This window comes from Erythrobacter sp. 3-20A1M (assembly GCF_018636735.1).
Classification (GTDB): domain Bacteria; phylum Pseudomonadota; class Alphaproteobacteria; order Sphingomonadales; family Sphingomonadaceae; genus Alteriqipengyuania.
In genome coordinates this window covers 2,928,127-2,942,159 of the sequence record NZ_CP045200.1, presented here as the reverse complement: position 1 = coordinate 2,942,159, position 14,033 = coordinate 2,928,127, and the positions used below count along the sequence as shown (strand labels likewise).

General features: G+C 65.5%; 11 protein-coding genes. 3 read left to right on the top strand and 8 right to left on the bottom strand.

Annotated elements, in window-relative coordinates:
* The first annotated feature begins 8 nt into the window (after positions 1–8).
* Positions 9–695 carry a phosphate regulon transcriptional regulator PhoB gene (gene phoB / locus F7D01_RS14200; protein WP_215228092.1) on the top strand — a complete coding sequence of 229 codons (687 nt, stop codon included), beginning with the start codon at positions 9–11 and terminating at the stop codon, positions 693–695.
* A gap of 3 nt (positions 696–698) precedes the next feature.
* Here phoB and F7D01_RS14195 read toward each other — a convergent pair whose 3' ends face one another.
* The 5 genes from F7D01_RS14195 to F7D01_RS14175 form a co-directional block, all read right to left on the bottom strand.
* Entirely contained in the window at positions 699–1,445 is a 747-nt protein-coding gene (locus F7D01_RS14195) for an extensin family protein (protein ID WP_215228091.1), read from the bottom strand.
* Positions 1,442–4,984: an error-prone DNA polymerase gene (locus F7D01_RS14190; protein ID WP_215228090.1), complete on the bottom strand. Its 3,543-nt coding sequence runs from the start codon at positions 4,982–4,984 to the stop codon at positions 1,442–1,444. Before F7D01_RS14190 ends, F7D01_RS14195 begins: the two co-directional genes overlap by 4 nt.
* Before the next feature lie 98 nt (positions 4,985–5,082).
* Entirely contained in the window at positions 5,083–6,531 is a 1,449-nt protein-coding gene (locus F7D01_RS14185) for a UdgX family uracil-DNA binding protein (RefSeq protein ID WP_215228089.1), read from the bottom strand.
* Complete coding sequence (locus F7D01_RS14180) at positions 6,528–7,772, bottom strand: putative DNA modification/repair radical SAM protein (RefSeq protein ID WP_215228088.1); 1,245 nt, start codon at positions 7,770–7,772, stop codon at positions 6,528–6,530. Before F7D01_RS14180 ends, F7D01_RS14185 begins: the two co-directional genes overlap by 4 nt.
* 32 nt (positions 7,773–7,804) lie before the next feature.
* The gene (locus tag F7D01_RS14175) at positions 7,805–8,788 is read right to left on the bottom strand and encodes a winged helix-turn-helix domain-containing protein (RefSeq protein ID WP_215228087.1); all 984 of its coding nucleotides are present in this window, start codon (positions 8,786–8,788) and stop codon (positions 7,805–7,807) included.
* Between the two features lie 77 nt (positions 8,789–8,865).
* Between F7D01_RS14175 and F7D01_RS14170 the strand changes: the two genes are divergently transcribed.
* Positions 8,866–9,471 carry a hypothetical protein gene (locus tag F7D01_RS14170; protein ID WP_215228086.1) on the top strand — a complete coding sequence of 202 codons (606 nt, stop codon included), beginning with the start codon at positions 8,866–8,868 and terminating at the stop codon, positions 9,469–9,471.
* On the opposite strand, the gene F7D01_RS14165 is transcribed toward F7D01_RS14170, so the two are convergent.
* Positions 9,460–11,085 carry a DNA polymerase Y family protein gene (locus tag F7D01_RS14165; RefSeq protein ID WP_215228085.1) on the bottom strand — a complete coding sequence of 542 codons (1,626 nt, stop codon included), beginning with the start codon at positions 11,083–11,085 and terminating at the stop codon, positions 9,460–9,462. The genes F7D01_RS14170 and F7D01_RS14165 overlap by 12 nt on opposite strands.
* The gene (locus F7D01_RS14160; RefSeq protein WP_215228084.1) at positions 10,973–11,758 is read right to left on the bottom strand and encodes a recA-like protein; all 786 of its coding nucleotides are present in this window, start codon (positions 11,756–11,758) and stop codon (positions 10,973–10,975) included. Before F7D01_RS14160 ends, F7D01_RS14165 begins: the two co-directional genes overlap by 113 nt.
* A gap of 115 nt (positions 11,759–11,873) precedes the next feature.
* On the opposite strand from F7D01_RS14160, the gene F7D01_RS14155 reads away from it, so the two are divergent.
* Positions 11,874–12,362 (top strand): pyridoxamine 5'-phosphate oxidase family protein, encoded by a 489-nt coding sequence (locus F7D01_RS14155; protein ID WP_215228083.1) that lies wholly within the window; start codon positions 11,874–11,876, stop codon positions 12,360–12,362.
* 75 nt (positions 12,363–12,437) lie between these two features.
* On the opposite strand, the gene F7D01_RS14150 is transcribed toward F7D01_RS14155, so the two are convergent.
* The gene (locus F7D01_RS14150) at positions 12,438–14,012 is read right to left on the bottom strand and encodes an amino acid permease (RefSeq protein ID WP_215228082.1); all 1,575 of its coding nucleotides are present in this window, start codon (positions 14,010–14,012) and stop codon (positions 12,438–12,440) included.
* Positions 14,013–14,033: the final 21 nt, after the last annotated feature.

Here is a 14,033-nt window from a genome sequence, read left to right as displayed (position 1 = left end):
GTTTGCCAATGTCCCCCGCCAAGCTGATCCTGGTCGAAGACGACCCCGCCCTTGCCGAATTGCTGGAATACCGTTTCCAGAACGAAGGCTATCAGGTCCGCGCTACGTCCGACGGCGACGAAGCGCTGTTGATGGCACGCGAGGATGTGCCCGATCTCGTCATCCTCGACTGGATGATCGAGGGGACGAGCGGGATCGAGGTCTGCCGACGGCTGCGCCGCGACAGCGAGACGGCCCACGTCCCCATCATCATGCTGACCGCGCGCGAAGCCGAGGACGATCGTATCCGCGGGCTTGAAACCGGGGCCGACGACTACCTGACGAAGCCCTTCTCCCCACGCGAACTGCTCGCACGGGTGGCCGCTGTCATGCGTCGCATCCGCCCTGCGCTGGCCGGCGAGACGATCGAGGTCGGGGATATCCGCCTCGATCCGGTCGCGCACCGGGTGGAGCGCAAAGGGCGGGAACTTCATCTGGGTCCGACCGAGTACCGACTGCTGAAATTCCTGATGGAAAGCCCCGGCCGGGTTTTCAGTCGCAACCAGCTGCTCGACGGGGTCTGGGGTACCGAAAGCGACATCGAACTGCGCACGGTGGATGTGCATATCCGCCGCCTGCGCAAGGCGATCGACATAGAGGGCACCGAGGATCCGATCCGGACGGTGCGCAGCGCGGGCTACGCGATCCGCGGCTGATCGCTAGCGACAGACGCCGCCGAACCCGCGCGCTTCCTGATCCAGGTGAAAATGGTCGCGGTGAGCATCGTTGTAGTCTGGCGAGAGGACCGTCCCGAAGACGTCGCACGCCCGGTCGCGGGCGGCATGTAGGAACCGATCGGCCCGATCCGGTTCGGAAGCGGTCGAATCCCAGTCGCGCAGCACGCTGATGCGCGTTCCATCCGCCAGCACGAAGGCCGCGATATCGATCGCGTTGCCGGTGGCATGTTCGCTCCACGGGCCGCTGTCGCGCCCGTAGAGCCGACGACAGCTATAGGAGCCGTAATGCTCGATACGCGCCACTTTCGACCCGTAGATTTCCTGTGCGATGGGGTTCACGCCGTCTCGCAGCCATAGCTCGAGCGCCGCGGCGACGGCGCAAGTGGTGGGCGGCCGCGTTGGGTTGAGCGGGAAGTCGGTCAATTGTGTGCGATCCTCGCGGCGGCACGCGCCCTCACCCGCCGGTTCCAGCTGCCTGAAGGCTATCGCGCTGCGTTCCAGCACGGCGCGGCACTGGGCGGGATCGTTCCGCAGCGCGGTTATCTTGCGGGCGGTCGCCCAGCCCGGCTCCTCTCGCAGATCGAGCGGAGCCCAGGGGTCGTCCCCGGGGTGGTCTGCCAGCCAGGCCCGTCCGGCAACGAACAGCCCAAGCAATACCAACAGCCAGAAGAGCGCCCGGTCGCGCCGGAAACGGCCCAGCCTGCGCGACAGGCGCGAGCGCCCGCTCAATGAAAGTCGCGCGATTTGGGAATGACCCGCACGTTGCGCGGGTGCCCGCCCCCCTGCGGCCCATGATAGCCGCAGTCGCGATTGCCCGGCGGCGGTTCCTGCCACGGCTCGACCGGCTGCGCGCCGGTATAGGGATCGTCTGCCCCCTCGCGCAGATTGTCGCGCGGGTTGACCTTGTTGCCCGGCAGGGGGTTCTTCACATGGTCCGCCCTGGCAAGCGGTGCCTGCAGCAGATCGTCCGACAGTTTGGAAAGCTGGTGCGTCGCGTCGGTCATCTGATGGGCGATGACGTGGATCACCTCGTCATCGTATTCTACCCTGCCGCGCACCTCCATCATCCGGGCACCCATCACCACCTTGCGCTGGCGCTCCTTCACGTCGGGCCAGACCACCAGGTTCACCACCCCCGTCTCGTCCTCCAGCGTGATGAAGCACACGCCCTTGGCCGATCCCGGCTGCTGGCGGATCAGCACGACGCCCGCGACCTGCACGACGGATCGGAACTTGCGCGACCTGAGGTCGCTGGCCCGCACGAAACCGCGCCCGTCCAGTTCCTCTCGCAGGAAGGACATGGGATGCGCCTTCAGGCTCAGCCGCGTGGTCTGGTAATCGGCGACCACTTCTTCCGACAGGGGCATCACGGGGAGCATGGTTGCACGACGCTCCGCCCCCTCGTCGCGTTCCGCCGCCGCGCGGAACAGCGGCAGGTCGGGCGCGGTCACCAGGCTGCGCGCATCCCACAACGCCTGCCGCCGCGACAGGCCCAGCGACCCGCACGCATCGGCGCTGGCGAGCCGCTCGATATACGAAGCCTGGATGCGAGCACGGTCGTGCAGGTCGTGCAAATCGCGATAGGGACCTCTCGCCTGCCGCTCCCGCATTAGCTCGGCCGCCGCCCCCTCGGGCAGGCCATCGATCTGGCGCAGGCCGAGCCGCAGGGCGACGGCACCGTCTACCTTCTCCAGCGTGCAGTCCCAATTGGACAGGTTCACATCGGGGGGCAGCACCTCCACCCCGTGCTCGCGCGCGTCGCGTACGATCTGGGCCGGTGCGTAAAAACCCATCGGCTGCGAATTGAGCAGACCGCAAGCGAAGGCGGCCGGATAATGGCATTTGAGCCAGCTCGAGACATAGACCAGATGGGCGAAGCTCGCCGCGTGGCTCTCAGGGAAACCGTATTCGCCGAAGCCCTTGATCTGGTTGAAACAGCGCTCCGCGAATACGGGATCGTAGCCGCGGGCGATCATCCGCCCGACCATCTTGTCCTGATGTTCGTTCACCATTCCCCGGCTGCGGAAAGTGGCCATCGCCTTGCGCAGTTGATTGGCTTCCTCGGGCGAGAACTTCGCCGCATCCAGCGCGATCTTCATTGCCTGTTCTTGGAAGATCGGAACGCCGTATGTCCGCCGAAGAATGGATGACAGCTCGTCCGGCGGACCGTGCTCGGGCGCGGGACTGGGCAGTGTGAAATCGGTCTTCCCTTCCCGCTTCAACCGCCGCTGCTTGAGGTAGGGGTGGACCATGTCACCCTGGATCGGACCGGGACGCACGATCGCCACCTGCACCACCAGATCGTAGAATTCCCGGGGCCGCAATCGCGGCAGCATGTTCATCTGCGCCCGGCTCTCGACCTGGAACACGCCCAGCGAATCGCCTTTGCACAGCATGTCGTAAACGGCCGAATCCTCCGCCGGCACATCCGCCAGCCCAAGCTCGCGGTCGTGATGATCGCGCAGCAGATGCAGGCACTTGCGGATGCAGGTGAGCATGCCGAGCGCGAGAACATCGACCTTCATAATCCCGAGCTCGTCGATATCGTCCTTGTCCCATTCGATGAAGCTGCGCTCTGGCATGGCGCCATTGCCGATCGGCACCGTCTCGGTCAGTGGTCCGTCCGTCAGGATGAAGCCGCCGACATGCTGGCTGAGGTGGCGCGGCATGCCGATCATCTGCTCGGTCAGCGCCAGTACGCGCCGCAGATGCGGATCGGTGAGGTCGAGACCGGTTTCCCGCCGGACATGCTCCGGGTCGATGGTGCGCCCGTGGCCACCCCACACAGTCCGCGCGAGCAGCGCGGTAACATCTTCCGTCAGCCCCATCGCCTTGCCGACCTCTCGCACGGCCATGCGCGGGCGGTAATGGATCACCGTGGCGCACAGCCCGGCCCGATCGCGCCCGTAATGTTCGTAGATGTGCTGGATCACCTCCTCGCGCCGCTCGTGCTCGAAATCGACGTCGATATCGGGTGGCTCGCGCCGCTCCTTCGAAATGAAGCGGTCGAAGAGCAGCTGGTGCCGGGCGGGATCGACACTGGTGATGCCGAGGCAGAAGCATACCGCCGAATTCGCCGCCGAACCGCGCCCCTGGCACAGGATGTCCCGCCCGCGCGCGTAATCGACGATGTCCTTGATGGTGAGGAAATAGCGGGCGAGGTCGAGTTCGGCGATCAGCGCGAGCTCTCGCTCGAGGGTCTTCCTCACATTGGAAGGTAAGCCTTTGGGATAGCGCCATTCCTTCGCGCCCTTCCAAACCTGATTTTCCAGGTGTCGTTGGGGCGAGATGCCGCCGGAATATGCTTCCTGCGGATACTCGTATTGCAATTCGTCGAGGCTGAAGGTGCACGCGTCGGCAACCGCGCGCGCCGCCGCGATCGCGTGCGGCCAGCGCTCGAACAGGCGGACCATCGTCTCGGGCGGTTTCAGATACCGCTCCGCATTGCCGTGCAACAAAGGCCCGGCCCGCGCGACCGTGGTCTTGTACCGGATAGCCGTCATCACGTCCTGCAACGGACGCTTGTCGGGCGTCGCGTAATGCACGTCGTTGGTGGCGAGGATGGAGAGACCACGCATCTGCGCCAGCGCATCGAGTCGCTCGATCCGGGCGATATCGTCGCCGAGATGGAGGAAGCTGGCGGCGATGTGGCGCAGGGTGGGAAATTGCACGGCGAGGTGCGGCAGGAGATGGTCGAGCGATCCGGAAAGTTCGATTCTCTCGAAATCCTCACCCTGGCCTCGGGAGGTGAAAGGGACCACCGTACTGGGAACGGCGATCGTGAACTGCGCCTCCAGATCGGGCGGCGGGATCAGGATCAGGTGCACGCCCTCGCTGTGCTCGGCCAGCATGGCGAGGTTTATCTCGCACACCCCCTTCTCCTGCCATTCGTCGTCGAGCGTGGCGCGGCGACCGGCCGATATGAGCCTGCACAACCTCCCGTAAGCGACGCGGTCGCGCGGGTAGGCGAGGAAGGAAAGCCCTTCGACCGTCTCGATCCGGCAGCCGATGATCGGCCGCAGCTTGAGCTTCTTCGCCTCGGTATGAATCCGCACCACGCCTGCCATCGTGTTGGCATCGGCAATTCCGATCGCATCGTAGCCGCGCTGGTACGCCGTCTTAACCAGATCGACCGTATCCGATGCGCCCCGCAGGAAGGTGAAGCACGAGACCAGGCCGAGTTCGACGAAGGGCGCACGTTCGGGGGCGGTGATCCTGCCTGGATCGACGCACAGCGTACGGCGCGGAACACCTTCATTCTCGGGCATCCGAAGACGCTTGTCCCGTCATTCCCGCGCAGGGGGGAATCCAGCTGCGATCTTCGTAACTTCGCTCTGGATCCCCGCCCGCGCAGGGACGACGATGTTCATGACGCCAGTTCCGCCAGTCGCTCGCGCACGGCAGCCAGATCGGCATCGAACAGGCGCGTCTGCTTTTCCGCCGCTTCGCCGTCGAGGCGCAGGAGGTAGGATGGGTGCGCGGTGATCCACAGCTCACTGCCGTCGTCGAGCGCAATCGGTTCGCCCCGCGCCTTGGAAATGCTGACCGTCTTGCCCAGCATGCCGCGTGCCGCGCTCGCCCCCATGGCCAGGATAAGCTTGGGCTGCACGATCGCGCGCTCGCTCTCGATCCACCAGCGACAGGTATCGATTTCCTTCGCGGTCGGACTCTGGTGAAGCCGCCGCTTGCCGCGCTGGACGTATTTGAAATGCTTGACCGTGTTGGTGACATACGCGCTGGCACGGTCGATCCCGGCGCGCTCCAGATGCCGATCGAGCAATTGCCCGGCAGGGCCGACAAAGGGGCGGCCCGCCTCGTCCTCCTGATCGCCCGGTTGCTCGCCCACGATCATCAGCCCTGAAAAACCCTGGGCGGCGTCGCGCGGCCCCTCCCCCATCACCGCCCGGTTGTCGAGCGAGCCGATTGGGCATTTGCGACAGGCATGGATCGCCTTGTCGATCGCGTCGAGCGTTTCGGGCCGATCCTCGAACTCCAGCGTTCCCGCTTCCACCATCCGCGCCTCTCGCGATTGCGCCCCGGCGATCAGCTCGGGAATGAGCGCCGCCTCGGGCATGTTCTTCCAGTATTTCTTGGGCATTTCCGACAGCATCGCCCCGACCTTCAACCGCGCGGGGTTGAAGATGGATGCGTAATAGCTGCGCCACAGAACCTCGACCGGATCGCCCTGCGGCGCGTCGGAACGCTGCGCGGGTGGCCCCTCGCGCATGGTCTCGCCATCCCAGTGTAGCGTGCCGCGCGGGGTCAGGATCGACCAGCGCATATTGGCGAAACGGCGCATGAAGAAGCCCGCATTGGCGCGCACGATATGATGCTCCGGCTCGAACCAGGCGACGTAGTGCATCTCCCCATCCGCATCCTCGATCTCGCGGAAGCGGACGAAGGCGTGCATCTTGTGGCTGTCGCGGCGCACGTTCTTGTCGAGTTCCTCGACGCGGCGAACGTCGTCGTCGGTCTTGTCCTCCATGACCCGTGGATTGGACTGGAGGCGCCACAATAGGCGATAGAGCAGCGCGAACCGCTGTGGGTCCGAATGGAGGGCTGCGTTCTTTGCCAATTGCACGAAGCGCCGGTTGGCGCGGACCGGCTGCGTATCGTCTTCTGGCACCGGCAGGCTTCGGCCCTCACCCGCGAACAGATCACCCGAACCCCCGGGTTCGACCCAGGCAATACGATCCGGCGCGATCCCGCATTGGATCAGGGCCCGCGCCCGTTCGCGCCAGACGTCGAAATCGTCCGGCCGTTCCAGGTCGACGACGTAATAAACGCCGGGTTCGATTTGCCGCTGCGCGCTCATGCCGCAAACAGCTCCAGCTGTTCCTGCCGGGGGGCAAGCAGCGTGCGCAGGTCGGCGCGGTCGGTCAGCAACGTCGGACGCCAGTCGAGCGTGCAGATGAAGGGACGCACCTTCGTGATGGAAACGGTCAGCTTCGCTACATCGTCGAGCCGTAGCGATCGATGCCGCCGTGCGGCGACGATCCGGTTGACCGCCTTCACCCCCAGCCCCGGCACGCGAAGCAATTGCTCGCGGGTGGAGCGGTTGACGTCGACCGGAAAGTTCTCGCGAAACTTCAATGCCCAGGCGAGTTTGGGATCGATATCGAGCGGTAGGTTGCCGTCCGCCTCGGTCGCCTGCATCACGTCGGCGGGCCGGTAACCGTAGAAGCGCATCAGCCAGTCCGACTGGTAGAGCCGGTGTTCGCGGATCAGCGGTGGGCGCTTTAGCGGTAAAACCGCGCTGGCATCGGGAATGGGGCTGAAGGCGGAGTAATAGACCCGGCGCAGGCCGAAACTGTCGTAGAGACGGCTCGCCCGCCCGACGATATCGCTGTCGGTCGCGGCATCCGCACCCACGATCATCTGGGTCGACTGGCCGGCGGGGGCGAAGCGGGGTGCGTGGCGGAACCGCTTCTTCGCATCCTTCGCCTCGACGATATCGTCCTTGGTCTTGCCCATCGCGCCTTCGATCTGGCGCGCGTCCTTGTCGGGAGCCAGACGGGTCAGTCCGCTATCCGTCGGCAGTTCGACATTGATGGAGACGCGGTCGGCGTAGAACCCGGCCTGATGCACCAGCTCCGGATCGGCCTCGGGAATGGTCTTCAGGTGGATGTAGCCGCGAAAATCGTGCTCTTCGCGCAGGATGCGGGCGGTCTCCACCAGTTGCTCCATCGTGTGATTGGAGCTCTTGATGATGCCTGAGGACAGGAACAGCCCCTCGATATAATTGCGCCGGTAGAAGGCGAGCGTCAGGTCCGCCACCTCCTGCGGCGTGAAGCGCGCCCGGCGTACGTTGGAGCTCTTGCGGTTGATGCAGTAATGGCAATCGAACACGCAGTGATTGGTCAGCAGGACCTTGAGCAGGGAGATGCACCGTCCATCGGGCGCATAGGCGTGGCAGATGCCCATCCCCTCGGTCGAACCGATCCCGCGCCCGGTAGTGCTGGTCCGCTTCGCAGTGCCCGAAGAGGCGCAGGACGCGTCGTATTTCGCCGCATCGGCGAGTATTTCGAGCTTCTCCAGGATGGTTTGCGACGCCATGTGTTCTTTATATGTTCCATTCCTCCCCTTGCCTAGCCCTTATCGCCGACACGGCGCAGACCGCCGAAGATCATGCCGGCCATCAATCCGGTGACGAAGAGCGCGGCCTCCAGCGCCCCGAAAACCGCGCGGAGTGGCACGCTCTCGTCCGCCAGGCGGAGCGTGGAGCCGGGGAACGCTTCTGCCAGCGCGGCCAGGCTGCCGCCCAGGAGAAGCCCCCCGGAAAGGATCAGGCCCGCGCCGATCCCCGCCCCGATGATCGCACCGGGTAACAGCTGTCGCAGCAGGCCGCTTCGTCTCGTGCCAAGCCATACGCCGCAACCGCACGCGAGGCCTGCGATGGCGCCCTCCGTCGCGCCCGTAATGTCATGCGGACTGTGGCCGAGAAGGAGCGAGAACGCGTCCATCCCGATCAGGCGGCCGATCCCTCCGGTCAGCAACCCGCCCAGCGCTCCGCCCAGAGCCAAGGCTGCAAGCCCGTCGGACAAATTGCGCCACGCAAGCCCAATCCCGCCCGCTATTCCCGCCCCGGCGACCAGACCTGCAAGCGCCCCGACGCAGATCATGACCAGCACCAGCGAGAGGCGGCCGCCCGATGATCCCGCAGAAGCCGTCGCCAAGGAGAGGCCGTAGATCATCCCCACCAGCGCCCCGGCGGCTCCAGCACCCAGCGTTCCGCCGCCGACCGGACCCAGAAGGGACGATGAAACGACAGGTTTCGCATTCGCGGCAGATGGGGCAGGGTCGGCAGCGACCTGGTGCGGATCCGCCACGAAGCGATAGCCATGCTTGGGCACCGTCTCGATGAAACGCGGCTGCGTCGCCGCATCGCCCAGCGCCTTGCGCAATGTCCGCACGCACTGGGTCAGGGCCTCGTCCGTTACCGGGACACCGTGCCACACCTCGTCGAAGAACCGCTCCTTGGTGATAAGGAAGCCCGGGTGACGCGCAAGCAGCACCAGCGCATCGAAATAGCGTGCGCTGAGCTCCACCACTTCGCCCTCGCGCAGCAGCAACCGCGCCTCGGGATCGAGCGTGTAGCTTCCGAACTGCAGTCTTCCCGTCGATTTCAGCGATTGCTCAGCGATCGCTCATGCCCCTCATCTTCTTCGTCGCCATGTTTTGCCCGTCCAATACCGAGAAAGGCAAGCTCATGACTACCAAGGCAGGAAATTTCGACCGGGCCCCCGCCCTCTGGCGCATCGTCATATGGGGCGGCGCGGCACTGCTGTTGCTGATCCCGGCGCTGGCGATGCAGGTGACGCAAGAGGTCGACTGGACTGCGGGGGACTTTGTGGTCGCCGCGGTATTGCTGGGCACGGTCGCCTTTGCCCTCGATCTGATCGTGCGGATACGCGGAAGCCTGTGGCGGCGCGCCGGGCTCGTCCTGGCGACGGGCGTCGCCTTCTTCACCGTGTGGAGCAACCTGGCGGTCGGCATCATCGGGAACGAGAACAACTCATTCAACCAGCTATATTTCATCGTGCTGCTGATCGCGATGGCGAGTGCGGGCATGGTTCGCTTCCGGTCCCGTCCGATGGCGATCGTCTGTCTCGCGATGGCGGCATCGCATGTCGTGCTCGGTGCGATCGCGGCGGGGATGGGGTCGTATCCGGTATGGCCGATCGCGGCATTTTTCGCCGTGCTCTGGATCGCAACAGCGCTTCCGTTGTGGCTCGCCTCCCGCTCAGGCGCATAACCCCTGCAGGAACCAGTCGGGCGCGCCGCCGCGTCCATCGCCGATCAGACCGTTGCGATAAATCCAGTAGCGGCGGCCCTCGCGATCCTCGATCCGGTAGTAGTCGCGCAGCCGCGCAGTGGAGCGTTCGCGCCACCATTCGGGCGCGATCCGCTCCGGCCCCTCTACCCGGACCACATCGTGAACCGCGCCGCGCCAGCGAAAACGCTGGGGGTAGCCGTCGGGCGTCGCATACAGCACCGCGATGGGCTCCGCCCGGTCGAGCAGCTTCAGCGGGCGCGCGTGGAACCGCAACTCGCCCTGGCTCGGCGGTTCGGGAGCGAGCGGCGGTTGCCAGCGCTGCGCGCGTTCGGGCAGGTGGCTGCCGTAAAGAACCGGCCGCGCCACCGCCTTCGGCCCGAGCCGGGTGGTCAGCCGATCGATACAGACGGCGAGCGAGGTGCCGTGCGTCTCGGCCGTCGTCTCGATATCCCCCTGCGTCAGCGATCGGGGTTCGACCCAGCTGGCACGCAGGCGCATGGTCTCGATCCCGAAACCGGCATCGACATCGTCCAGCTTCTCGCCGAACAGCTTGCAGATATGCGCTGGGTCGCGCGTCGCCGCAGCCAGTTCGAGCCGCCGGACCAGCACCTCTCCATCCACGCGCCACAGCCCGAGCTCGAGCCGTCGCGCGCCCTCGCCCCGCCCCTCCAGCACGCGCGCCATGTCCGCAGTCAGGTCGGCGAGGACATGGTCGAGCGGATCGCGATGGCGGATCGGCTCGGCCAAGCGACGCTGCACCAGCGGCATGTCGCGCGGGACCACCGGCAGCAGCGGCTCCGGTACGCGGCCCGCGATCTGGTCGAGCCGGAGCAGTGGATTGGCGCTGGGCGACTTGCGGTTGCGGAAGCGGCGCTGGAGCGCGTCGCGCCCTTCGCCGCCGTCCTCCACCCCGGCAAGTTGCCCCACCGTCTTGAGCCCCAGCCGGCGCAACACCAGCAGGACATCGTCCTCGAGCCGGAGCGCCGCGACCGGCAGGCCGGAGAGGCGCGCGACGATATCGTCATCGGGCGAGAGGATGGCATCGTACGGCGCTTTCGCTGCGCCATGGTGCGCGAGCGCCCACGCGGCCCCCGCCGTCGGCGCGATCGCCGCTCGCACGGTGAGCCCCCGCCGGGCGAAAATAGCTCTCACATCGGCCAGTAATTTCGGCTCGCCGCCGAACAGATGCGCTACCGCGGTCACGTCCACCAGCAGTCCGTCCGGCAGGTCGAGCGCCGACCACGGGCCCCAGCGCCGCGCCCATATGGCAAGCTTTTCCAATGCGTCGCGATCGCCCGCAGGATCGGCCGGAACCGCACGAAGCGACGGGCATAGCGTACGCGCATCGGCCAGCATCATGCCCGGCTGCGCACCTTGCGCGCTGCCCACAGCGTTCGCAGCCTCGATACGGGGCCCATGCGCGGTTTCCGCGATCAGCACGACAGGAGCCGCATCGGCCCCCTCGCCCAGGCGGCAGTTCTCAGCGAGCCGCCAGCGATCGATCGCCAGCTGCGCCAGCCACAGCGACAGGATTCGCCGCGGCGGCGGCCCCTGAAGGCTGCGCGGCGGGAGCGATGCGTCCCGTACCGTCATCGTACATTATCCATTGGCCCGGTGCATGGGAGCGAGAGCGGAAGAGAACGGCCCGCCAGGTCGGCAAGCCGGGCGCGGCGGCATTCCATGGTGGAGCGTCCGATGGAGCGCTGCCCACTTCCCACCGCATCCGGGCGGAAGACAGGTCGTGCGCGGCATCCAGCCGCACCAGCCATAATGCCACTCCGTGCCGCTCGGCCGCCAGTGTCAGGCGGCGCGAGGCGGTGAAATCCAGTGCACGCGGATTGCCCGCTACCTCTCCGATGACGCAGGCCAGTTCGCGGCATCTCACCCCCTCCTCCAGCGCGAAGAGCGCATCCTGCGCGTTCTCGGTACGAACATGGATCAGGCGATGGCGCAGGCTTTCGGGAAGGCCGGGGCGATAGGGTCGCCCGGTCAGCTTCAGCGCGGTGCGGTCCTGCACCCATAGCACCCCGCGCCGGTCATCTGTTTCCGCCCCCGCTTCTTCGGCGCGGGTGGCCAGATCGTCCAGCGCCAGCGCCAGTGCGAAGCCCGCCCCGCTCGCTTCGGCCCCACTGGCGAAAATCTCGCTATGGCGCGTGCCACGCAGCGTCTGACCCGGCTGCCAGGATCGGTGTCGGGCAGTCGATAACGAAGCGAGTTGCCCCGGTGAAAGCGTATGCGCGAAAGGTGTGGGACGGGATGGGTTCATAGCGAATCGACTCAGGTGTTCTTATTATGTTCCGGAGCTTCCCGATGCAACGCCCCCCTCCTTCCCGGAACCGCAACGCCGTCCAGCGCTTATGGAATAAAGGAAGGAGCACCACATGAATCACAAAGAAGGCGATCCCGAAGAGCTCAAGAAGAAATTCTGGAAGGCGCTGGCCGACAGCCCGTTCCTGTTCCTCCAGCTCGATGGCGATCCCGAAACAGCGGTCCCCATGAGCCCACAGCTGGACAAGGACGCCAACAGCACGATCTGGTTCTTCACGCACAAAAACAGCAGTTTCGCCAAACTGGGCCAAGCCACAGCCACATTCCAGGGCAAGGGGCACGACATGTATTGTCGTTTCCACGGCCAGCTCTCGGTCGAGGAAAGCCGCGAACGGTTCGAGCAGTTCTGGAACAACTTTATCGAGGCCTGGTACGATGGCGGTAAGGACGATCCGGATCTGCTGTTCCTGCGTATGGACCTCGGCCACGCAGAAATCTGGGACGGCGACTTCGGCCTTCTGACCACCGCCAAGATGGCGCTGGGCAAGACGGTGCACGACGACAAGAACGTGCGCGAGAGCCACACCGAGGCCTCTCTCTAGACGTCAGATACCTTCAAACGAAAGGGCCGCCTTCCATCACGGAGAGCGTCCCTTTTTCGTTGCAAGCCGATCGCTTCAGTCCTTGGGTTCGTCGATCGGAAGCAGGTCCTCGTCACCTTCGATATCATCGACCACCTCGACGATACCCTGGCCCAGCAGGCTGTGACGGCGGCTGTAGAGGAAATAGACCACCAGCCCACCGATGCCCCACACGGGCAGGAACAGCATCGCTGCCGTCGGCAGGTTCACGAACAGGAACACGCAGCCCGCGATGGTCAGCGGTGCCACGATCCACACCGCGGGGGTACGGAAGCTGCGCTTGCGCTCCGGATCGGTGCGCCGCAGCACCATCACCGCGACCGCGACCATCAGAAACGCGTACAGCGTCCCAGCGTTGGAGATGTCAGCCAGCTGCCCGACGGGGAAGAACGCTGCGCCCAATGCGACCGCCCCGCCCGTGATCATCGTCACGATGTGGGGGGTGCGATAGCGCGGATGCACCGTGCTCAGCACTTTGGGCAGCAGACCATCGCGGCTCATCACGAAGAAGATGCGAGTCTGCGCGAAGATCAGCACTAGGATCACCGAGGGCAACGCCAGGAATGCCGCGACGCCGATCAGATTACCGATGCCGGAGAAGCCGATCATGCGCAGGACGTGGGCCAGCGCCTCGTCGGAACACACCAGCGCGTCGGCATATTGCGGCATCGCGCACTGACGCGCGAGCTCCGCCGAACCGGCCTCGATCGGAAGTCCGCCGCTCATGATCGGCTGACCACCGATAGTGCCGATCGCACCGGCGGCCACGAGAATGTAGAACACGGTGCAGAACAGCAGCGACCCGATCAGCCCGATGGGCACGTTGCGCTGCGGATTCTTGGTTTCCTCCGCCGCGGTAGAGACCGCGTCGAAGCCGACATAGGCGAAGAACATCGTCGCCGCCGCACCGACCGCGCCCGTGCCCGTGCCCCATTCGCCGAAGATCCCGGCGGGCAGGAACGGATTGAACCGGTCGGCGTCGAAGTCCGGACTGGTCAGGGTGAGTGCCACGAATACTGTCAGCGCCGTCACCTTGATCGCGACGAGGATCGTGTTGACCTTTGCGCTCTCGCTGGTGCCGATCACCAGCAGGCCAGTCACGAGCAGCGCGATGATCGCGGCAGGCAGGTTGACGAAGCCACCCTCTTCACCGCCAAGCGCGAGCGGACCGTGGGCGAGCCAAGCAGGCAATTGCACCCCTAGAAATTCGTTGAGGATCGTCCCCGCGAAATAACCCGACCAGCCCACCGATACGGCGGCGGCGGATATGGCGTATTCCATGATGAGCGCCCAGCCGACAGTCCAGGCAAAGAATTCACCGATAGTCGCATAGCTGTAGGTATAGGCAGAACCCGCCACGGGTATCATTGCCGCGATCTCGGCATAGCAGAGGGCCGCGACGATACAGACCGCACCGGCGATAGCGAAGGCCAGCATGAGGCCCGGCCCCGCCTTCTGCGCCCCGACCGACGTCAGCACGAAAATGCCCGTGCCGATGATGCAGCCGATCCCGAACAACATCAGCTGGATCGGACCCAGCGTACGCTTGAGCGATTTCCTCTCCGCCGTTGCAAGAATGGCGTCGAGCGGTTTCACGCGACCAAATAGCATAGACTGTGATACTCCCCTCGG

Excerpts from the sequence above, each read along its gene's own strand:
- phoB (WP_215228092.1), top strand. The coding sequence starts at position 9 with ATGTCCCCCGCCAAGCTGATCCTGGTCGAAGACGACCCCGCCCTTGCC.
- F7D01_RS14190 (WP_215228090.1), bottom strand. The coding sequence starts at position 4,984 with ATGCCCGAGAATGAAGGTGTTCCGCGCCGTACGCTGTGCGTCGATCCA.
- F7D01_RS14185 (WP_215228089.1), bottom strand. The coding sequence starts at position 6,531 with ATGAGCGCGCAGCGGCAAATCGAACCCGGCGTTTATTACGTCGTCGAC.
- F7D01_RS14180 (WP_215228088.1), bottom strand. The coding sequence starts at position 7,772 with ATGGCGTCGCAAACCATCCTGGAGAAGCTCGAAATACTCGCCGATGCG.
- F7D01_RS14170 (WP_215228086.1), top strand. The coding sequence starts at position 8,866 with ATGCCCCTCATCTTCTTCGTCGCCATGTTTTGCCCGTCCAATACCGAG.
- F7D01_RS14165 (WP_215228085.1), bottom strand. The coding sequence starts at position 11,085 with ATGACGGTACGGGACGCATCGCTCCCGCCGCGCAGCCTTCAGGGGCCG.
- F7D01_RS14160 (WP_215228084.1), bottom strand. The coding sequence starts at position 11,758 with ATGAACCCATCCCGTCCCACACCTTTCGCGCATACGCTTTCACCGGGG.
- F7D01_RS14155 (WP_215228083.1), top strand. The coding sequence starts at position 11,874 with ATGAATCACAAAGAAGGCGATCCCGAAGAGCTCAAGAAGAAATTCTGG.
- F7D01_RS14150 (WP_215228082.1), bottom strand. The coding sequence starts at position 14,012 with ATGCTATTTGGTCGCGTGAAACCGCTCGACGCCATTCTTGCAACGGCG.